This window comes from Enterobacter sp. BIDMC92 (assembly GCF_001030225.1).
Lineage (GTDB): Bacteria > Pseudomonadota > Gammaproteobacteria > Enterobacterales > Enterobacteriaceae > Enterobacter > Enterobacter sichuanensis.
Genome location: NZ_KQ087598.1, coordinates 2421163 through 2441517, shown reverse-complemented (window position 1 = coordinate 2441517; position 20355 = coordinate 2421163). Strand labels below are relative to the sequence as shown.

General features: G+C 59.1%; 19 protein-coding genes. 2 read left to right on the top strand and 17 right to left on the bottom strand.

Features of this window, described 5'->3' with window-relative positions; all coding sequences use genetic code 11:
- Window positions 1-3 precede the first annotated feature (3 nt).
- The 12 genes from SP99_RS11435 to SP99_RS11380 all read right to left on the bottom strand — a co-directional run bounded on the left by SP99_RS11435 (window position 4) and on the right by SP99_RS11380 (window position 13945).
- Window positions 4-1095, bottom strand: coding sequence for an alkylhydroperoxidase domain protein (locus SP99_RS11435; RefSeq protein WP_047958662.1), 1092 nt, complete (start codon window positions 1093-1095; stop codon window positions 4-6).
- 10 nt (window positions 1096-1105) lie between these two features.
- Window positions 1106-2095, bottom strand: a complete 990-nt coding sequence (locus tag SP99_RS11430) for a putative FMN-dependent luciferase-like monooxygenase (RefSeq protein WP_047958661.1) — start codon at window positions 2093-2095, stop codon at window positions 1106-1108.
- Complete coding sequence (locus SP99_RS11425; RefSeq protein ID WP_047958660.1) at window positions 2092-3699, bottom strand: dipeptide ABC transporter ATP-binding protein; 1608 nt, start codon at window positions 3697-3699, stop codon at window positions 2092-2094. Before SP99_RS11425 ends, SP99_RS11430 begins: the two co-directional genes overlap by 4 nt.
- Window positions 3696-4547 (bottom strand): ABC transporter permease, encoded by an 852-nt coding sequence (locus SP99_RS11420; protein WP_047958659.1) that lies wholly within the window; start codon window positions 4545-4547, stop codon window positions 3696-3698. The genes SP99_RS11425 and SP99_RS11420 overlap by 4 nt, the downstream gene beginning before the upstream one ends.
- Window positions 4544-5488, bottom strand: coding sequence for an ABC transporter permease (locus SP99_RS11415; RefSeq protein ID WP_047958658.1), 945 nt, complete (start codon window positions 5486-5488; stop codon window positions 4544-4546). Before SP99_RS11415 ends, SP99_RS11420 begins: the two co-directional genes overlap by 4 nt.
- A gap of 10 nt (window positions 5489-5498) precedes the next feature.
- Entirely contained in the window at window positions 5499-7118 is a 1620-nt protein-coding gene (locus SP99_RS11410; protein WP_045286731.1) for a TIGR04028 family ABC transporter substrate-binding protein, read from the bottom strand.
- A gap of 150 nt (window positions 7119-7268) precedes the next feature.
- Window positions 7269-8279: an alcohol dehydrogenase AdhP gene (gene adhP / locus SP99_RS11405; RefSeq protein ID WP_032647362.1), complete on the bottom strand. Its 1011-nt coding sequence runs from the start codon at window positions 8277-8279 to the stop codon at window positions 7269-7271.
- A gap of 196 nt (window positions 8280-8475) precedes the next feature.
- The gene (locus tag SP99_RS11400) at window positions 8476-10185 is read right to left on the bottom strand and encodes an ABC-F family ATP-binding cassette domain-containing protein (RefSeq protein ID WP_047958657.1); all 1710 of its coding nucleotides are present in this window, start codon (window positions 10183-10185) and stop codon (window positions 8476-8478) included.
- Window positions 10186-10538: 353 nt separating this feature from the next.
- Window positions 10539-12236 (bottom strand): NAD-dependent malic enzyme, encoded by a 1698-nt coding sequence (locus SP99_RS11395; RefSeq protein ID WP_013096532.1) that lies wholly within the window; start codon window positions 12234-12236, stop codon window positions 10539-10541.
- 176 nt (window positions 12237-12412) lie between these two features.
- On the bottom strand, window positions 12413-12550 hold the full coding sequence (gene sra, locus SP99_RS11390) for a stationary-phase-induced ribosome-associated protein (protein WP_008501714.1): 138 nt from the start codon (window positions 12548-12550) through the stop codon (window positions 12413-12415).
- Window positions 12551-12645: 95 nt separating this feature from the next.
- Window positions 12646-12861, bottom strand: coding sequence for a biofilm-dependent modulation protein (bdm, locus tag SP99_RS11385; RefSeq protein WP_013096534.1), 216 nt, complete (start codon window positions 12859-12861; stop codon window positions 12646-12648).
- Window positions 12862-13093: 232 nt separating this feature from the next.
- Entirely contained in the window at window positions 13094-13945 is an 852-nt protein-coding gene (locus tag SP99_RS11380; RefSeq protein ID WP_047958656.1) for a Vmh family MBL fold metallo-hydrolase, read from the bottom strand.
- A gap of 110 nt (window positions 13946-14055) precedes the next feature.
- Here SP99_RS11380 and SP99_RS11375 point away from each other — a divergent pair, with 110 nt between their 5' ends.
- Window positions 14056-14931: a LysR family transcriptional regulator gene (locus SP99_RS11375; protein ID WP_047958655.1), complete on the top strand. Its 876-nt coding sequence runs from the start codon at window positions 14056-14058 to the stop codon at window positions 14929-14931.
- On the opposite strand, the gene SP99_RS11370 is transcribed toward SP99_RS11375, so the two are convergent.
- Entirely contained in the window at window positions 14919-15881 is a 963-nt protein-coding gene (locus tag SP99_RS11370) for a hypothetical protein (protein ID WP_047958654.1), read from the bottom strand. The genes SP99_RS11375 and SP99_RS11370 overlap by 13 nt on opposite strands.
- Window positions 15882-16014: 133 nt before the next feature.
- On the opposite strand from SP99_RS11370, the gene SP99_RS11365 reads away from it, so the two are divergent.
- The gene (locus SP99_RS11365) at window positions 16015-16443 is read left to right on the top strand and encodes an OsmC family protein (RefSeq protein WP_047958653.1); all 429 of its coding nucleotides are present in this window, start codon (window positions 16015-16017) and stop codon (window positions 16441-16443) included.
- An 88-nt stretch (window positions 16444-16531) separates the two neighbouring features.
- Here the strand turns inward: SP99_RS11365 and SP99_RS11360 are convergent, their stop codons facing one another.
- Genes SP99_RS11360 through SP99_RS11345 form a run of 4 tightly spaced genes read right to left on the bottom strand, consistent with a single transcriptional unit; the run spans window position 16532 to window position 20352 of the window.
- Complete coding sequence (locus SP99_RS11360) at window positions 16532-17461, bottom strand: oligopeptide/dipeptide ABC transporter ATP-binding protein (protein WP_047958652.1); 930 nt, start codon at window positions 17459-17461, stop codon at window positions 16532-16534.
- Window positions 17454-18440, bottom strand: coding sequence for an ABC transporter ATP-binding protein (locus SP99_RS11355; RefSeq protein WP_047958651.1), 987 nt, complete (start codon window positions 18438-18440; stop codon window positions 17454-17456). Before SP99_RS11355 ends, SP99_RS11360 begins: the two co-directional genes overlap by 8 nt.
- Window positions 18440-19333, bottom strand: a complete 894-nt coding sequence (gene ddpC / locus SP99_RS11350) for a D,D-dipeptide ABC transporter permease (RefSeq protein WP_047958650.1) — start codon at window positions 19331-19333, stop codon at window positions 18440-18442. The genes SP99_RS11355 and ddpC overlap by 1 nt, the downstream gene beginning before the upstream one ends.
- A complete protein-coding gene (locus tag SP99_RS11345) occupies window positions 19330-20352 on the bottom strand; it encodes an ABC transporter permease (RefSeq protein ID WP_047958649.1) in 1023 nt (340 codons plus the stop codon). The genes ddpC and SP99_RS11345 overlap by 4 nt, the downstream gene beginning before the upstream one ends.
- Window positions 20353-20355: the final 3 nt, after the last annotated feature.

Sequence of the window (20355 nt, the reverse complement as noted above, 5' to 3'; positions counted from 1 at the left end):
GGGTCAGGCAAGCCAGGGCTCGCCGAGGGTCAGCATCAGGCGGTTGGCCCAGGCGAAGAACGCCGCGGACTGCACCAGGTCAAGCTGCGCTAAGGTATCCAGCCCCTCTTTTTCCAGGGCTGCAAGGTGCAGCGGCGTGGCGGCAGGCGGTGTAACCGACAGCGCCGCCGCGAAGTTAATTTCCGCCTGCCAGCGTGCAGACTGTCCCTCAGTGAGGGATTGCCCGGGACGTACCGCCAGCAGTGCTTCCACCGCGTCGTCATCCTTAGAGAGCTGGCTGGCTTTACGCGCATGGACAGATGCGCAGTAGATGCAGCCGTTGATTTTACTGGCGACCGTTGCAGCCAGCTCACGCTCGGCGCGCGGCAATCCTCCCGGCGTATAAAAAATCCCTTTATCCGTCAACGTCCGCTGTTCAAGCACTGGCAGGTTGCGCCCCAGCAGGCGGAAATAGTCGGAGTCCGTGTGGCCAAATTTCGCCAGAATCGCCACCTCATCGTCACGGAACTCCGCCAGCGGTTTGGCGGCTAACCATGGCTCCCAGCCCAGCTCCTGCTGGGTGAATGCGACGGGTGCCGCCTTCCCGGTGACCGTGGTTGGCGTTGTATGCCAGATACCCGCGGCCACCGGTGCATCGCTTGTGGCAACGGGCCTGTCATTCAGCAGACGCAGTCCGGCGATCAGTCGGCTCTGGAAGCTGACAAACGCGATAAGCTGCGCCAGAGTGACAATGCCTTCCTTGCTCCATCCTGCCTGGGTCAGCGCCTTTAGCGCCGCCGGCGTGGCTTCAACGGGGGAGAAGGTCAGCAGGCGCGCGAAGTTCAGCGCCGGGGTCAGGCGGGCTGAAGTCGGGTCAGCCAGGCCAAACCCGGCGTAGTGCGCGGCCAGCGCCTCCGCGTTGTGCCACCTGGCCACTTTCGCCGCCACGGCGAAACGCTCGTCGAGTGCAAAATCTTCATCCTGCTGGCTAAAGAGGATTTCATAGCTGCCCTGTGCATGGCGCGTGGCGGCGTCCCGCGTGGCGCGCGCCTCTGCCAGAGGGGAACCGGGTTTAATTTCCGCCAGCTCGGCAAGAATATCCTGACTTAATGACATAGGTCTCTCCTCAAAGAATATGGGGGGCAATATGTTCGGCAATCAGCTCAATGGAGCGTAGGGTGTCGCGGTGCGTGGGCTCGACCGAATGGACCTGGAACGAGATATCCGTGGCGCGCCTGAGAATGGAATCGGTGTGCAGTGAGCGCAGTACCGTGTCGGGTGAACCGATATGGGCGTCAAACTGACGACGATAATCCGTGACAGTGTCACCTTTAACCGCGTGTCCGGCAGCGCGATGCTGCTGTGCCTGTTTCGTGAGACCCGGCGTCGCAACTTTCAGCGCATAGTCATCGCTGTCGGCGACGAACGCGGTACGTGAGGCAAGAATACGCGGTGCGATGCCCGCTGGTAGCGCCTCAAGGTAGGCATCCACAATCGGGTTCTGGATAGCGTCGAGCGTGAGATCAGGCTGGTCTGTCGGGCGGGGCTGCGTACGCGAGAGCATTAAGCCGTGTCCGGCCTGGGCTGCCCGCACGGCCCCCTCCACGGAGAAAGTGGCAATCCAGATGCGGTCAGCCAGCTGCGGTGCCGGTGGGTATAAGTGGTTATCCGGATGGCCGAGCGAATCCCCACGCCAGGCGCTCTGGAGCACGTGCAGGTTCTCGGCAAACGCTGCTGCGCGCGCCTCAAACGTCAGGCCGAACGGCAGGAATGAGGTGGGCGTGCCGCCTGACCCCAGCCCGACTTCAAGACGTCCATCGGCGAGTAAATCAAGCACCGCGGCATCTTCCGCCACGCGCAGCGGGTTTTCCATCGGCAGGGTAATAATGGCTGTGCCCAGACGGATGGTTTCGGTATGCGCCGCAACGTGGGCCAGGAACAGCAATGGCGACGGCAAACCGCCTTCACTTTCATGGAAGTGGTGCTGCGCAATCCAGGCGCTGTCAAAGCCGTGGCGTTCAGCGTGGCGGATCTGTTCTGTGGCCAGACGATAGCGCACCTTCGGTGTGGCATCGTCAAGCAGGCGGGTGAAAAACCCAAGGCGTTTTCGCGTCATGCGAACTCCTCCGTAGCGGGTGAAAAATGGGGAATGGCGTCAATCAGTTCGCGGGTATAGGCGCTCTGCGGCGCAGCGAACAAGGTTCCGACGTCACCGTGCTCGACCACCTGACCGCTGCGCAGCACCGTGACGCTGTGAGCGATCCGGCGCACGGTGGAGAGATCGTGCGTTATGAAGAGATAGGTCAACCCCAGCTGCTGCTGCAGTTGCTGCAGCAACGCCAGGATCTGCGCCTGAACGGTGACATCCAGCGCGGAGGTGGCTTCGTCCAGCACCAGAATGGTCGGCTCCAGGATCAGCGCCCGGGCGATGGCCACGCGCTGGCGCTGCCCGCCTGACAGCTCGCGGGCGGTACGGGTCAGGAGGTCGACGGGCAAGGCCACCCGCTGCGCCACGGTCTCCACCCGGATTTTGCGCTCCGCTTTGCGCAGGCGGGAAAAGTTCTTCAGCGGCTCTTCGATAATCTCAAACAGGGTCTGACGCGGGTCGAGCGAGGCAAACGGGTTCTGGTAGACAAACTGGATCTTCTGGCGCAGCTGGCGACGGGCCTCGCGGCTGAGCGTGGTGGCATCAATATCGTCAATAATGACCTGCCCGCTGTCGGCCTGTTCAAAGCCCAGCAAAATACGGGCAAGGGTGGTTTTCCCGGAGCCCGATTCACCCACCAGGGCATGCGTGCTGCCACGCCTGACGTCGAACGTCACCTGATCCAGCGCCTGCAACTGATGGCCTTTGCCCAGCGAGAAACGTTTGCTGATGGCGCGGGCGCGAATGGCCGGTGACGCAAGCGGCAGACCGGCCACCGGGGCGATGGTCAGGCGCTGGCCCTGGAGATCGCTCAGCAGCTGGCGGGTGTAGGCGTGCTGCGGCGTACGGACGATATCGGCGGTGTTTCCCTGCTCCTGAACCTCACCATCGCGGAAAACCAGCAGCCGGTCCGCGCGCTCAGCGGCCAGAGCCAGATCGTGGGTAACAAACAGGACGGCGGTCCCCGATTCCCGGCGCAGGAGATCCAGCAGGTCAAGAATGCGTTTTTGTACGGTTACGTCCAGCGCGCTGGTGGGCTCGTCGGCAATGATGACGTCCGGGCGCAGCGCTATCGCGATGGCAATCAACACCCGCTGTTTCATCCCGCCGGAGAGCTGATGGGGATACTGTTTCATGCGCTGCTCGGGATGGCTTAGGCCGACCTTAGTCAGCAGGGCGAGCACCTGCTCGTCGCGCTGGAGTGCCTTTACCTTTTGGTGCAGCTGAATAATTTCGCCAACCTGCGCGCCGATGGTTTTTACCGGATTGAGCGAATTTCCCGGATCCTGCGGTACCAGGCTGATGCGGGCCCCGCGGAGGGTATCAAGACGCTTAGCGGACCACTGGCTTATCTCCTCACCGTTGAGCACGATTTTTCCCGCATCACGCCGGGCGTTGTCGGCCAGCAGACCGATGATCGCCTGCGCCGTGGTCGTTTTGCCGGAGCCGGATTCACCGACAAGCGCCAGCATTTCCCCCCGACGAAGCGTGAAGCTAACGTTATGCACTACCTCCCGCCACTGGCGCGCGGTACGGTAACTAAGGGTCAGGTTTTCTACCGAGAGTACGGTCATTTCAGGCCTCCGCTGAACTGCTGGCTGATTCGGTTGGTCGCCAGCACGACGGCGATGACCACCACACCGGGGAAGGTGGTTAACCACCAGGCGGTAGAGAGATAGTTACGGCCTTCGGCAATCAATAAGCCCCATTCCGGCACGGGCGGCGGGGTGCCGTAGCCGAGAAAGCTCAGCGTGGAGAGTGCCAGGATGGCCTGACCAAACTGCAGCGTGGCAAAGGCGAGGACGGCGGTTAAGGCGTTAGGCAGGATATGTCGCCACAGCACCGCCAGGAACGTCCCGCCGCTGCCAAACGCCGCCTCCACATAATCCGTATGGCGGATGCGCACCACTTCACCGCGCGCGAGGCGGGCGAAGCTGGCAATGGAAGCCACGCCCACGGCAATTGCGGCATTAACGGTGCCAAACCCGAGCAGAATGATCACCGTCAGCGAGAGCAGCAGGGACGGGATGGAGAGCAGCACGTCGACAAAACGCATCAGGAAAGACTCAACGCGTCCGGCGAACGCCCCGGCAACCACCCCTAAACCGGTGCCCACCAGCAGACCCATCGTGACGGCGGCCAGCGCCGCGCTCAGGGAGTGGGACGCACCATATACAATACGGGTGTAAACATCGCGGCCAAGCTGATCGGTGCCGAGCCAGTGGCCGGCCTGAGGGGCCAGGCGCTGTGCGCCCGCGATGCCCTCAATCGGGCTGTAGTGGGTTAACAGGCCCGGCGCCACGGCGGCGAAAATCGCAATCACAATGACCGCCCATGCCAGCCACAGTCCGGGCTGCCACGCGACGCCCTGCCAGTTGGGGACGCGTTTACGCGCGGCGGCAGCGTAATCGACCAGACTCATGAAGTACCTCCGGAAAGGGGTTGCAGCCGGGGATCCAGCAGCGGCATCAGCAGATCCACCAGCAGATTGATCAGGACAAAACCGAGCGCGGAAATCATCACCACCGCCTGAAGCACGGCGATGTCCTGGTTATTGACCGCCTGCTGGGTCAGTTGCCCCAGCCCGCTGCGGCCAAAAACGGTTTCGGTGATCAGCGCTCCGGCAATCAACTCGCCCAACAGCAGCCCGGCAATATTCAGCACCGGCAGCAGGGCGTTGCCGGTCACGTGACGCCACAGGACGGCGGTTTCACTCAGCCCTTTGGCCCGGGCAACGGCGACAAACGGCTGGGTCGCCACCTGGTCCAGGCTGCGCATCAGGATTTGTGCCAGCGGGGCGGAGATGGGGATGGCGACGGTGACGATGGGCAGGATCAGCCCCTGCAACGGCGTCGGGTTAATCACCGGGATCAGCCGCAGTTGAAAAGAAAAAAGCTGGATCAGGGCAATCCCCAGCCAGAACGTCGGTAAGGAGATAAACAGGACCGGCAGAGACTGGAAGGTATTGCTCAACCAGCGCAGACCCGGTAGCCGCGACGCAAAGGCCAGTGCGAAGGCCAGCACAACCGCGAGTAAAAAGGCGGGCAGGGCGAGGCTCAGGGTATCCGGCAGATTGCTGGCGATCAGCTCACTGACCGGCACGCCTGCCTGTAACGAGTAGCCGAAATCTCCGCGCAGCATCGCCAGCAGCGTATGGCCGTACTGCTGCCACAGCGGACTGTCCGCGCCGTAGGCCACGCGCATCTCCTCGATTTGCGCCGGGCTTAAGCCCAGGTCCGGGTTCTGAAATTTAATCAGCACCGCGTCGCCCGGCAGAACCTGGAGCAACACGAACGAGAGGGTAAAGGCGGCCCACAGCACCAGCAGCCCATGCCCGAAACGTTGAAGAAGTGCGTGGCGCATCGTCAGCTCCTCAGTGTTTCTCAATCCACGCGCCGTAGAACGACGGGCGGCCTACCGCTTCGAAATTCACGCCTTTCAGCCACGGGGCGCCGGCAAACACCTGCGGCTCCTCGAAGATCGGTATGACGTAGGCGTTATCCAGCAAATAGCGCTGGGCGTCGCCCGTCAGCTGCAGGCGTTTTTGCGGATCGACTTCCGCAGAGATATTCACCAGCAGCGCATTCAGCTTGTCGTCACGGAAGTTTTTAACCTTGTCGCTGGAGCCACCTTTTTGCAGCAGCGCGTCGCGGTTAGCGGGGTAGAACATACTCTTCACCACATCCGGATCGGCGCGGCCGACTTCGGAGACGGTTAACGGGGTTTTCAGCGGGTCAAGGTTATCCAGCGTGCGGCTGCCTGCGTCACCGGCTTTGACGCTCAGGGCCACGCCCACCTGCCGCCACTGCTGGGCAACCAGCTGCAGCACCTCTTTGTTTTGCGGCTGCGGCAATGATTCATAGACCGTCAGCGCCAGCCGCTGGCCGTCTTTCGCGCGAATGCCGTCGCTGCCTGCTTTCCAGCCTGCCTCATCGAGCAGCTGGTTGGCTTTTGCCGGGTCAAAGGTCAGTTTGTCGCTGAGATCGACAAAGCCTGCGGCAGAACCGGCAATCACGGACTTCGCCTGCGGATAGTTAGCCGAGAAGAGGGTTTCGACCACCTGTTTCGCATTGGTGGCGTGCAGCAGCGCCTGGCGAACGCGAACGTCGGAAACCAGCGGGTTGTCCGGGCGGAAGCTGATGCTGTCGTTCACCCCACGCGTCGGGGCGGCATAGATTTTATAGCCCTGATCGGTGGCCTGCTTTTCGTCATACGCCTGTACCTGACGAATAAAATCCGCCTGACCGGCCAGCAGAGCGCCGATGCGCACGCTGTCTTCCTGGGTGACGATAAACTTGATGCCGTCCAGATTGGCCGGACCCTGCTGCGGCAGATTTTTTGGCCCCCACTGGTAATCTTTGCGGGCTTCAAGCGTCACTTCGCGCCCCAGCTTTTCGTCTTTCACCACAAACGGGCCGGAGCCAATGATGTGGCGCGCATCCCCCAGCTCTTCAAAGTTGCGTTTCAGGGTGCTGAGCGAGACCAGACCCGAGCCAATGGTGGCAGTGCCCTGCAGGAAACCCGGCGACGGTTTTTTGAAGTAGAACTTGACGGTCAGCGGGTCGACCACCTCGCTGCGATCGTAGTTATTGATCACTTCGGACACCGGTAGACGCTGCGCTTTGTTACCTAAGCCGTAGGTATCAAAGTTTTTCGCTACGGCGTTTGCGTCCAGCGGCGTGCCGTCGGAGAAGGTGATACCAGGGCGAAGTTTAAAGGTGTATTCGGTTTTATCGGCGTTGGTGGTCCAGCTTTCGGCCACCCAGGGCTCAACCTGTAACGTTTTCGGGTTCTGCCAGGTCAGTTTGTCGGTGATCTGGTTCAGAATGCCGCCGTTGGGGTAAAAGCCACCGGCAGGCGGATAGAGGTTGGTGTGGGCCTGTTGCTCCAGATAAATCAGCGTGCCGCCTTTGACGGGCGCATCAGCGGCCCAGGCTGCGGTGGTCGTCAGAATTAACGCCGTCAGCAGCGGCAGACGAAATGGGGTTTGCATGGTGAATTCCTTTGTTATCTTCTTGTTAGCGTCGGATTCATCATCGGGCGCGGGGGAAAACAAGGGAACAAAGGAATTAAGATAAGGATTGCCGGAAAATGGCTATAAAAAAAACCGCCCCGGAGAGGAGCGGTGATGAAAGGTGGACGATTATGAACGTAAGTCGATCACCATACGGCCACGGATCTGGCCCTGTTCCATCTCTTTGAAGATGGCGTTGATGTCCTCGATCGGACGCATCGTGACCTTAGGCACCACTTTGCCTTCCGCGGCGAACTGGAACGCCTCCTGCAGATCCTGACGGGTGCCGACCAGGGAACCGACCACCTGAATGCCGTCCAGCACCAGACGTGGAATATCGAGGCTCATGGCTTCCGGTGGCAGACCCACCGCCACCACGCGGCCACCGGCGCGCACGGCATCCACTGCCGAGTTAAACGCCGCTTTTGCCACGGCCGTCACCACGGCTGCATGCGCGCCGCCGGTTTTTTCCTGCACAATTTTCGCGGCATCTTCGCTGCGGGAGTTGATGGTTAAATCCGCGCCCATGCTGGCCGCCAGCTTCAACTGTTCGTCGTTAACGTCAAGGGCGATGACTTTGGCATTAAAGACGTTTTTGGCGTACTGCAGCGCGAGGTTACCCAGCCCGCCCAGACCGTAAATGGCAATCCACTGGCCCGGTTTAATACCCGATACCTTCACGGCTTTGTAGGTGGTGACGCCAGCGCAGGTAATGCTGCTGGCCGCCGCCGAATCCAGACCATCCGGCACTTTTACCGCGTAATCCGCGGTGACGATGCACTCTTCCGCCATGCCGCCATCCACGGAGTAACCGGCGTTTTTCACATCGCGGCACAGGGTTTCGTTGCCGGTATTACAGTATTCGCAGTGGCCACAGCCTTCAAAAAACCATGCCACGCTCGCGCGATCGCCGACTTTCAGCGATTTCACGCCAGGGCCGACTTCTTTGACGATCCCAATCCCTTCATGGCCCAGGATCACGCCGGTTTTATCGCCGAAATCGCCGTTCTTCACGTGAAGATCGGTATGGCATACGCCACAGCACTCCATCTTCAGCAGGGCTTCCCCGTGCTTCAGCGGGCGTAAGGTTTTTTCGGTGACATTGACCTGATGATCCTGAGTGACAACAGCAGCCTTCATGTGTATCTCCTTGTTCATGATAAGAATCTGCATAGCAGGTGTAATACCCCTTAAGGATTAATACATTAGCCTGGTAATGCAAGGCTGCGGCAACATAATGTCATCATTTAATCCGATTTCAGATTAAGAATACGGCGTTCCTCTAATAATTAAGGGGGAAAATGCTGGCCCGGCGAGGCGCTCGCCGGGCGCAGACTTACAGCTGTGCTTCTATCTCCTCTATCTCTTTACGCCATTGCGCCTGAAGCTGCGGTTTTTGATGTTTCGGTTTGCGCGCCAGATCGTCTGCCAGCAGCGTTTCCAGCGCGACCAGCCGTTCAAGCAGATCGTCATACGGCGAGGGTTGAACCGTCGCGGCGGCAGCGGGCGCAGTGGCCGTTACCAGCCCCGCGCTTTCACGCAGCCGCGCAAACACCGCTTCCGCGTCGTGCCATTCGCTCAGCGTACCGTCCTCTATCAGCCAGAAGCGGTTGCAGCTTTGGCTAATTAACTGACGATCGTGGCTGACCAGCAGCACGCCACCTTCAAACTGCTGCAGCGTTTCTGCCAGCGCCTCTTTGCCTTCCATGTCCAGATGGTTGGTTGGCTCATCGAGCATCAGCAGGCTATAGCGGGCGAGCGTCAGGCCCACAAACAGCAGGCGTGAACGCTCGCCGCCGCTGAGCGTGCTGACTTTCTGCCCGTGACGGGACCACGGGAACCCGGCGCTGATAAGCGCCATCTTCCGGTTTTGCGGGTCGGGCGCGAAAGGCTCCAGCGCATCAAGCAGCGTGGCGTCATCCGGGAGCTGGTTCAGCGTCTGATCGTAATAGCCCGGCGAGACGCGCGGATGGATTTTCAGCCCGCAGTCCGCCGGTTCATCGGTAAAATGTCGCCAGATAAGCTTCATTAACGACGATTTACCGCAGCCGTTACGCCCGACAATCGCCACGCGATCGCCGCTTTTCAGCCGTGCCGTTTCGATGTTAAACAGCGGCGGTAGCCCTGGCGCAGGCGGGACGCTGAGGTTTTCCATCTCCAGCAGACGGTCTGCCCGCAGCGCGTCACCGCGCAGGCTTAACGTCCACGGGCTACCCGCCGTGAGCGAGGTCTGGCTCTCTTTCAGGCGTTCGACCTGTTTTTCCATCTGTTTAGCTTTGCGGGCCAGGTCTTCGTTGTCGTACACCTTGCCCCAGGTCGCCAGCCGCTTCGCGCTGGCGGTCACGCGGTCGATCTCCTTTTGCTCCGCCTTGTGGCGCTGCGCGTCGCTTTCATCCCTGGCTTCCAGCGCCTTGCGTGCCGCCGTGCAGGGAAGGGCAAAGTAGTGCAGCGTTTTATCGCGCAGGATCCAGCTGCCGTTGGTGACGGCATCCAGCAGCTGTCTGTCATGCGAGACCAGCACGAAACTGCCTGACCAGTGCTGTAAAAAATGCTCCAGCCAGAGCATGGTTGGCAGGTCCAGGTGGTTGCTGGGTTCATCAAGCAGGAGCAGGTCCGGCTCGTGGAGCAGCGCCCGCGCCAGCAGCAGGCGGGTGTGCTGACCGCCGCTGAGCGTGGCGGCGTGCAGCGCCATATCCTGCGGCGTAAAGCCCATGCCCGCCAGCAGCGTTTCAGCTTTCCAGCGCAGGCTGTCGCGTTCCGCAGAGGGCAGCCGGGCCAGGACGGCATCCAGCATGGTCAGCGGATGAATCGCCTCCGGCAGATGTTGTTCCACGCGCGCCATCAGGCAGTGCCCGGCCAGCGCTACCGTCCCGGCAGCAGGAGAGTCAGTGCCGTCCAGCACCTTCAGCAGCGTACTTTTGCCACAGCCGTTGTCGCCGAGCAGACCAATGCGGTCGCCTTTTTTCAGCGTAAAGGAGAGAGAGTCGAAGAGCGTGCCAAACGCCGTATCAACGCGTAAAGATTGTGCAGTGAGTAAAGTGCTCATTGTTGCTTACCCAAGAGTTACAGGCATGTTTATGCCTCGTCAAACATCGCTGACGATAACTCAGTAAGCCCGAGAGAAGGGATTTCAGGGGTTGGTGTCTTCGCTCAAGCAGAAGTTATCGCAGCACGATACCGATAACGCTTGAGCAGGTGCGATCACCAAATGTATGTGAAACATTGAAAATTTCACAGTACAGCATAATTGGCCTCCTTATATATTCAGTAGGTTAATGGATGAAAGGAGTGTAGCGGGGGAAAAGGGGTTTGGCTAGTGGGGCGTGAATGTGTGATTCATATTGTGGGTTCGGAACCATTCCCTCTCCCGAAGGTAGAGGGAATGGTTGAGGCGCAGAGTTAAATCGAAGTACGACGATAGCTACGGTATTCAGGCATCCAGAAGTTGTCGTCAATAGCCTGCTGCAGCGCGTCGGCAGAGGTCTTCACCGCTACACCCTGCTGCTGCGCCATTTTACCGACCGCAAAGGCGATAGCACGCGACACCTTATGAATGTCTTTCAGCTCCGGCAGCACCAGACCTTCGCCGTCGTTGACCAGCGGCGAGTGGCCCGCCAGGGTTTCGCTCGCGGACATCAGCATTTCATCGGTAATGCGCGACGCCCCGGAGGCGATAACGCCCAGACCAATGCCCGGGAAGATATACGAGTTGTTACACTGGGCAATCGGATAAGTTTTATCTTTCCACACGACCGGATCGAACGGGCTGCCGGTAGCAACCAGCGCGTTACCTTCGGTCCAGGCAATGATGTCCTGCGGCGTTGCTTCCACGCGGGAGGTCGGGTTGGAGAGCGGCATCACGATAGGGCGTTCGCAGTGCTTGTGCATCTCGCGAATAATCTCTTCGGTGAAGAGACCGGTTTGACCGGAAACGCCAATCAGAATATCCGGCTTCACGTTGCGCACCACGTCCAGCAGGGAGAGCACTTCGTTGTCGGTATCCCAGTTTTTCAGATTCTCGCGCTTCTGCACCAGTTTGGTCTGGAACGGCAGCAGGTTCGGCATACCGTCGGTCAGCAGGCCGAAACGATCAACCATAAAGACGCGGGAGCGGGCCAGCTCTTCACTCAGGCCTTCACGCTGGGTCTGGGCGATAATCTGCTCGGCGATACCGCAGCCCGCAGAGCCCGCGCCCAGGAAGACGATTTTCTGATAGCTCAGCTGGCTGCCTGCCGCGCGGCTGGCGGCGATAAGCGTCCCCACGGTCACCGCGGCGGTGCCCTGAATGTCGTCGTTAAAGGAGCAGATCTCATCGCGATAGCGGTTCAGCAGCGGCATCGCGTTTTTCTGCGCGAAGTCTTCGAACTGCAGCAGCACGTCCGGCCAGCGGTGCTTCACGGCCTGGATGAAATCATCGACAAACTGATAATACTCGTCGTCGGTAATACGCGGATGACGCCAGCCCATATAGAGCGGATCGTTAAGCAGCTGCTGGTTGTTGGTACCGACATCCAGCACCACTGGCAGGGTATACGCCGGGCTGATGCCGCCACAGGCGGTATAGAGGGAGAGTTTACCGATTGGGATCCCCATCCCGCCAATGCCCTGGTCGCCGAGGCCGAGAATACGTTCGCCGTCGGTCACCACGATCACTTTGATATTGTGGTTCGGCACGTTCTGCAGAATGTCGTCCATGTTGTGACGGTTCTGATAAGAGATGAATACCCCGCGGGAGCGGCGGTAGATCTCAGAGAAACGCTCACAGGCCGCACCTACCGTCGGGGTGTAGATCACCGGCATCATCTCTTCCAGATGGTTCTGCACCAGGCGGTAGAAGAGGGTTTCATTGGTGTCCTGAATGTTACGCAGGTAGATGTGCTTGTCGATTTCAGTTTTGAAACCCTGATACTGGATCCACGCGCGCTCTGCCTGCTCTTCAATGGTTTCCACCACTTCCGGCAGTAAACCCAGCAGGTTAAAGCTACTGCGCTCTTCCATGCTGAAGGCGCTGCCTTTGTTGAGCAGGGGGAATTCGAGTAAAACCGGTCCGGCGTATGGGATGTATAAGGAACGATGTTTTTTCAGTTTGTTGTCCATGTCACTCACTCTTTTTATGAAGATCCGTCCCTGACACTGCTGTTTGTCATCTTTCTGGCCTGTGCGATGGGATGCGGTCCGGCGGTATTATAAAGGAGCTAAATATGAATTACCGCAACACATAAACAAAAACACCATCGGGATTACCGATGGTGTTCTGGATCTCACTCTGGAACTTACTTGCCGGCGTGGCGTTTTCTGCCGGTGGCGTGAGTGACTTGCGTCTCATGGTCGCCTTCAATCACCACTTTGCGCTGATTAGAAAGCTTGTAGTTCAGTCCCAGAATATGGCGTGCCTGACGGTTCGATTTCATGTTAACTCCTCAATCCTGTTGATAGTTTTAAGGACCAGTTTGCTTACGCAAACGAAATGTAACCCCTTAGGTTGCAGATCCAGCTTAGCAGGTTTTTACAAGGGTGCGTTTTGCCCGCTGACGACATAGTTAATGGTTTGCTGGTAGATGTCACTGAGGATGTCATTGTCTGTGGATTCCACCCATTTGGTCAGTTCCATTAAAATGTCATCTTCAGTCACAGCACCGTGCTCGGCGTGAAGACCCTGCGCAATCGCGTTAACGAGTTCAGGTTGTGCTGCTGCGGTATTAGCCGGGTAATAAGTAAACATGCTGCCTCCGTGTCGTTGTCTGTTTAATGGTACGGCTCGCAAAAAAATTAATTCATAAACAGAATGGCAAATATTTCCCCGGTTGTGGTTCAGATTCATCTTAGAAATATAAATGTCTTAAGTGCATGCTTTTATGTGGTTTTAACGGGTGAGAATATATTGGCGCGTCACGGAGGGAATATTAGGGAGGTGCTCCTGCCATCATGAAAATAGAGCAGGAGCAGCATTTAAATTACCACTTCATTTCGCCGGTATTGACCTTAGCGCTTAATTCCAGCGAGCTCTCTTCCGCAAGATTCGGATACTGTTTTTTCAGGGTACGGATAACGCCAGCGGAATCTTTATGTGCAGCTAAAGCCTTTTCAAAGCGCTGCAGATAGTCACGCGTAAAATCAATCGCGCCACTACCCGCGGGTGGGTTACCCAGATAGTGACCCGGGATCACGCGTTCTGGCTTATGCGCAGCCATCGCCTGCAGGGTATCCTGCCACTGCTTACGGCTTTCCGCGGTCTGCGTGTCTGCCGTCCAGACGTGAATACCCCAGGCTACCCCGGTGCCGCCGAGGATGGTTTTCGCTGACGGGATCCACACATAGGCCGCGTAGCTGTCAGGCTGCTCGATGTCGATCTTTTCTCCGTCAACCATAAACGTGGTGGAGGCGAGTACCTGCGGAACAACCAGTTCCGTTGGCGCACCGTCTTTCATCTGCGGGCCCCAGAAAGCCAGCTTCGCGTCTTTGGTGGCCTTAATATGGTCAACCACGTGCTGTGTGGCCACCACTTTGGCATTCGGGAAGGCTTTAACCAGCGGCTGCAGGCCAAAGTAGAAATCCGGATCGCCGGAGGTGATCACAATCTTATTCAGGGTTTTGCCGCTGCGGCGAATCTTCTCCACCAGCGCTTCGCCATCTTTCACGCTGAACTGCGCGTCAAACAGCACCGCTTCCTTCGGACCGGAAACCAGCGTGGAAGAGACCGCGAAAATGCCTTTTTCCTGCGGGTTATAGGTATCGACGTTCAGCGGTGCGGCAAACGCGGCCGGCGTGAAAAGGGTGGAAAGCAGGGCAATGTGAGTGAGTTTCATGCTGTTGTCTCTGTTGTTCAGGAATGTCTCTATTGTACGGATATTCGTATTTGCCAGAATTCCTGAAACAAGACATGCTTAGTTTCATAAATCGAGCAGATGGAGTAGATATGGATCGCGTTATTGCCGCCCAGGTTTATAACCGGATATGCGAGCTGGGAAGTTTGAGCGCGGCGGCCCGCGCGCTGGGGATCTCCCGGCCGATGGTAAGCCGCTATCTGGAACAAATGGAAAAGTGGGCGGGAACCCGGCTGGTAAACCGCTCCACGCGCAAACTGACGCTGACCGCGGCAGGCGAAAAGGTGTTGCAAAAAACGCGGACGCTCTCGCAGATCTCGCAGGAAATTGAGGGCCAGTCGGAAAAAGATCTGCCGTCAGGCACCCTGCGGGTGGCCTGCGCGCACTTTACCGCCATGCACCTGATTGCGCCGGTGCTGCCCGGTCTGCTCTCGCGCTACCCGCAGCTGCGTATCGAGCTGGACGTGAATAATCACCCGGTGAGCCTGGTGGGTGAGCGTATTGATGTTGCCGTGCGTATTACCGACAACCCCGAGCCCGGGATGATTGCCCGCCGCCTGGGGGAGTGTCGTTCGGTACTCTGCGCCTCGCCGGATTATCTGGAACAGCACGGGACACCCGACAGCCCCGAAGCATTAGCGCAGCATAACTGCCTGCACTACAGCTTTTTTGCCGGGCAGTCCTGGCACTTTCTGACCCCGGAAGGGGAAAGCCTGAGCGTCGCCGTCAGCGGCAACCTGAGCGCCAGCATCTCTTCGCTACTCATGGACGCGGCGATGAAGCACTGCGGTATTGCCATGCTGCCGGAGCGCGAAGCGCGTGCCGCCCTGGAGCAGGGATTGCTGGTGCCGGTACTGGCGGCGCTGGAGCCGAAACCGCTGGCCATCCATGGCATTTATCAGTCCCGGGAGTACCAGCCTGCCGCGCTGCGGGTGTTCCTTGATGAGCTGGCCCGCTACCTGGCATGAGGGGGCGACGACTTCTCCTGTAGCCAGGGCGAAGCCGTGCTCCAGAAAATAATATCGGCTCCGAGATAGTTTTCTGCAAACTGGTCAAATTCCGCCTTGGTGAAGGGCTTACCGGTCTTTGGATTTTTATAAGTCAGGGTTGGCTCCTGCACCGCCATCGCGATGAGCGGCAGCGTCTGTTTATTTTTATTGAAGAAGGGATAGGCATTCTTCATGTGCGCCTTGCGGTTGGGCACGATGTCCGGCCCGCCGAGGCCGATGTTGTTGGCGCTGGCATAAGCAAAAAGCCGCCCCATGTAGTTATGGTCATTGTCCCATTCGCACGGCCAGAAATTGACATATTGCACCACATGGGATTTCTGAAAAGCCTTACGCGCAAAGGCCAGGTTTTCCATTTCACCGGCAAAGTAGCTGTCGCAGCTAAACCCGGCGGGCGGATGTTTTTCGTCGATATCGATGGCGGTTTCAGGCAGGTTTACCCCATACACCTCGCCATCAAAGCGTTTTGCAAGGGCCGTCAGCAGCGCCTGGTAGCGCTGGCGAACGGCAGGGTCCCACTGGCGCGCCACCCATCCTGAACCGACGGGCCTGCCTTCGCCGGGGTTATCAAACTGCGGCGCGAGCCCGCCACCGTATTGCTTATCGTGCAGCAGATAATCCGGGACGTAGCGGGCGTCCGGCTCAAAAAAACGGTCCTGGATCTGGATGAAGAGTTTTTTTCGCGCGGCCTGAAGGCGCGCCAGATCCCGTTCTATCCGCGAGAAGTCATACCGATCCTTCTCCGGCTCAAGCGCGCGCCAGTTATAGACGATCTGCACGCCGCCGATGTCGCTTCGCGCAACAAGCGGGAATGCCGCGTCGAGTTCGCCGGAACTGGTGTAGATAAAGTTCTCCGGCGTTTTCGCCAGTAAAGACAACGAAAGAGCCAGCGTGGTTGCCGCAACCGCCATCCTGATTTTTAGCGTCACAGGTTTATCCTTTTTGTTGGTACAGCAGGTGAACGTCCCGGAATTATCTGTGTTCCGGGGTGGGGCAGATACGTAGTCTATACTTAACCCTTTGTAAGCCAAAAGGAGAGCAAGAATGACGATTCATAAGCACGGTTCGGCACACTGGTCCGGTGATATCAAGCAGGGGAAAGGGACGGTTTCTACTGAAAGTGGCGTCCTGAATCAACAACCTTACGGCTTTAATACCCGTTTCGAAGGCGCCAAAGGGACCAACCCGGAAGAGCTGATTGGTGCAGCACATGCTGCCTGCTTCTCAATGGCACTGTCGCTGATGATTGGTGAAGCGGGCTACACCGCGGATTCCATTGATACCACGGCGGATGTCTCGCTGGATAAAACCGATAGTGGCTTTGCAATCAGCAAAATTGCGCTAACCAGTAAGGTTACTGTGCCAGGTATCGACCCGCAGAAGTTTGACGGCATTATTCAGAAAGCCAAGGCGGGCTGCCCGGTGTCGCAGGTACTGAAAGCCGAGATCACGCTGGACTATACGCTTAACTGAGCCTGAGCCGGGTTAGCGCCCGGCTATCCCTTTTGCCGGGTGGCGCTACGCTTACCCGGCTGTTTGTGGACGGCGGGATGGCACAAATCTAATCCAGATTGCGCCAGCAGCGAACGTTACGGCCCTCGCGAGAGGGCTGTAACGGCTGGGGACGTTCACATCCCTGCGTTGCCATCGGGCAACGGTCGCGGAAAAAACAGCCTTCAGGCAGATGACGGTTGCCGGGAAGCTCCGTTTTGCGCAAGGCCAGATTTTCGTCCAGCGGTTCACCGGTGCGGGGGACCGAATCAAGCAACAGACGGGTATAGGGATGGCGCGGCTCGCCCAGAACCTGCGCGGCGCTGCCCAGCTCGACAATCTGCCCGAGGTACATCACCGCCACGCGATCGCTCATGTGCCTGACCACCGAGACGTTATGCGAGATTAACACGTAGGTCAGATTACGCTGCTGCTGTAGCGTCACCAGCAGGTTGAGGATCTGCGCCTGTACGGAGATATCCAGCGCGCTGGTGGGTTCATCGAGCACGATGATGTCCGGATCGGACGAGAGCGCCCGGGCGATGGCGATGCGCTGGCGCTGCCCGCCGGAGAAAGCGTGCGAAAGACGGTCGAGATATTCCGGACGAATACCCACCTGCATCGCCAGGTGTTCAGCCAGCTGACGTCGCTGCCGCTCGCTGCTGCGTTTTTGCACCCACACCGGCTCGGTGATGATGCGCCAGACCGGCAGGCGCGGGTCGAGCGAGGAGAGCGGATCCTGAAACACCATCTGCATACCGCCTGCGTGGGACGTCCGCTGACATGCGCCGGTGCTGGGCTTAAGCATGCCCATCAGCAACTGGGCAAGCGTGCTTTTCCCGCAGCCGGATTCCCCGACAATACCGAGCGTTTCCCCGCGGCGGATCTGCAGGTCGAGCCCGTTGAGCGCATGCACCTGTTCCGTGACGCGCCCCAGCCAATTTTTGCGCGCCGCGAAGTTCACGTGCACGCTATCCAGTTCCAGCAGTACATCAGACATGGGCTTTCTCCCGTTGTGGATACCAGCAGGCGGCCTGTTGGCCCTCTGCGCCAGAAGGGCGTAAGCGCGGCGTTTCGCTGCATTTCGCCCCGGCGGCAAAGCAGCGTTCGCGGAACGCGCATCCCTGCGGAAGCTGGCTGAGGTTAGGCACCGTACCGGGGATGGCGGGGAGCAGGTCGCGCGGCTGGCCGTTTTCCGGGGCGCACTGCAGCAGGCCAATGGAGTAGGGATGCACGGGCTGGTGGATCAGCGTTTGTGTGGATCCGCTCTCGATCACGCTGCCGGCATACATTACATACACTCTGTCGCAGAGCTGCGACACCACAGCCATATCATGGCTGATAAACAGCACCGAGGTTCCGCTGGCCCGCGCCTTATGCTTCAGCAAGCGCAGCACCTGCAGCTGGACGGTGACATCCAGCGCGGTGGTGGGTTCGTCGGCGATAATCAGCTCCGGCTCGCAGGAGAAGGCAAGGGCGATCATCACCCGCTGGCGCATACCGCCTGAGAGTTCAAAGGGATAGCGCGACATCACCGCCTTCGCGTCCGGGATCTGCATCTCTTCCAGCAGGCTCATCGCCTTCTGCTGCGCCTCGCGCCGCGAAAGCGGCTGATGCTGGCGGATCACCTCCACCATCTGTTTGCCTATCCGACGCGTCGGGTTGAGGGCGGTCATCGGCTCCTGAAAAATCATCGCCACCCGGGCACCGCGCCACTGACGAAGCTGTTTCGCGGAGGCCGTCAGGACATTTTCGCCGAGTAATTTCACCTGACCATGATGAATACGATAGCTGCCCTCCGGCAGCAGCCGCATGGCGAGCATGGCGGTCACGGACTTGCCCGATCCCGATTCGCCCACCACGCCGACAATTTCGCCCCGGTTGATCTCCAGTGAGACGTGGTTCAGCGCGTGGACCTCCCCGCGAAAAATCGGAAAGCTCAGGTGCAGGTCTTCAATGCGTAATACCGGTTCGGTCATCACTGTTTTCCTCCCGATTTCGGATCCAGCAGATCACGGATGCCATCGCCAAACAGGTTAAAGCCCACGGCGGTAATCAAAATCGCCGCTCCGGGAAATGCGCAGTACCACCACTGGTCCAGAACGTAATTACGGCCAACGGCCACCATCGCGCCCCATTCGGCGGTGGGCTGCTGCGCGCCGAGGCCAATAAACCCGAGCGTGGCTGCCATCAGAATGGCGCTGCCGATATCCAGCGAAGCCTGCACAATGAGCGGCGGCAAGGCGTTGCGCAGGATATGCCAGCTGATCAAATGCCAGCGGGATGCGCCGAACGTGCGGGCGGCCTGAACGTAGGTAAACTGGCGCACCACCAGGGTTTGCCCGCGCGCCAGGCGCACGTAAAACGGAATGCGGACAATCGCAATCGCCAGCATGGCGTTAAACAGGCTCGGCCCGAGCGCTGCCGCCAGCGCCATGGTCAGCACCAGGGAAGGAATGGAGAGCATAATGTCCATCACCCGCATAATAATGGCGTCGCCGCGCCCGCCCAGTACGCCGGACAAACAGCCCGCCAGCGAGCCAATGCCTCCTGCAATCACCACCACCGCCAGTCCGGCGGTAATGGACTGCTGGCTGCCCGCCAGTACGCGGCTGAACAGATCCCGTCCCACCTCATCGGTGCCAAACCAGTGCTGCGCAGACGGCGCCTGCAGGCGAGCAGTCAGATCCAGCGCGTTCGGGTCATGCGGTACGATCCACGGCGCGGCCACCATAATGAAAAGCATCACCAGCATAATGACGCCGCCAACGATCGTGAGCGGGCTTTGACGCAGCATCCAGAACAGTTTTGCCCAGTTGATACGTTGCCTGGCGCGCTTAACAGGGACGGACGTTTCCTGAGTCAACATCATTCGGCACCTCCGCGCCCGATTCGCGGGTCAATCCACAGGTAAAGCAGATCGACCACCAGATTAACCAGCACGTAGGCCAGCGAAACGACGACCGCAAAGCCCATCACGGCAGGGAAATCAAGCGCCTGAATGGACGTCACCACCCAGGCCCCCATCCCCGGCCAGGCAAAAACGGTTTCGGTGAGTACAGCGCCGTAGAGGAGATCCCCCAGCGCCAGCCCCAACACGGTAATGGACGGAATCATCGCATTGGGCAGGGCGTAGCGCAGGACGATATACCAGCCGGGCAGGCCGCTGGCGCGGGCGGTGCGGATGTAGTCCTCGCTAAGCTGCTCCAGCATCGCCGAGCGAACCTGACGCGCCACGATGCCGAGATGCACAAACGCCAGCGTCAGCGAGGGTAAAATCAGGTGCTGAAGCGCATTGAAAAAGACCTCGCCGTTGCCTTCCAGCAGCGCATCCAGCAGATAAAAACCGGTGACGTGTGTCGGCGGGTCGAGCCAGTCATCCAGCCTGCCGCCGCCGGGCAAAAGCTGCAGATGTCCGTAGAACAGTACAATGACGCCCAGACCGAGCCAGAAGGCCGGGGTGGAAATACCGGTCATCGCCATCAGCCGTACCAGATGGTCCAGCCAGCGGTTACGGTACACCGCCGATAGAATCCCCAGCGGCACGCCGATGACCAGCGCCAGCAGCAGAGAACAGAAGGCCAGCTCCAGCGTGGCGGGGAAAAAGGCCTTCAGATCCTCGGCGACCGGACGTCCGGTACGAATGGAGATGCCTAAATCCCCATGGGCCAGAGCATTTACGTAGCGGCCAAACTGAACATACAGCGGCTGATCCAGCCCCAGCTGCTGGCGAATGTTCTGCACGATTTCGTCGCTGGCGCGGTCACCGGCCAGCAGACGAGCCGGATCGCCGGGGATCAGGTGCGAAATAATAAACGTGATAATACAGACACCGGCCACCACCAGGAGTAACCCCCAGCAGCGCTGGCGCACAATGCTCCAGAACGTCATACA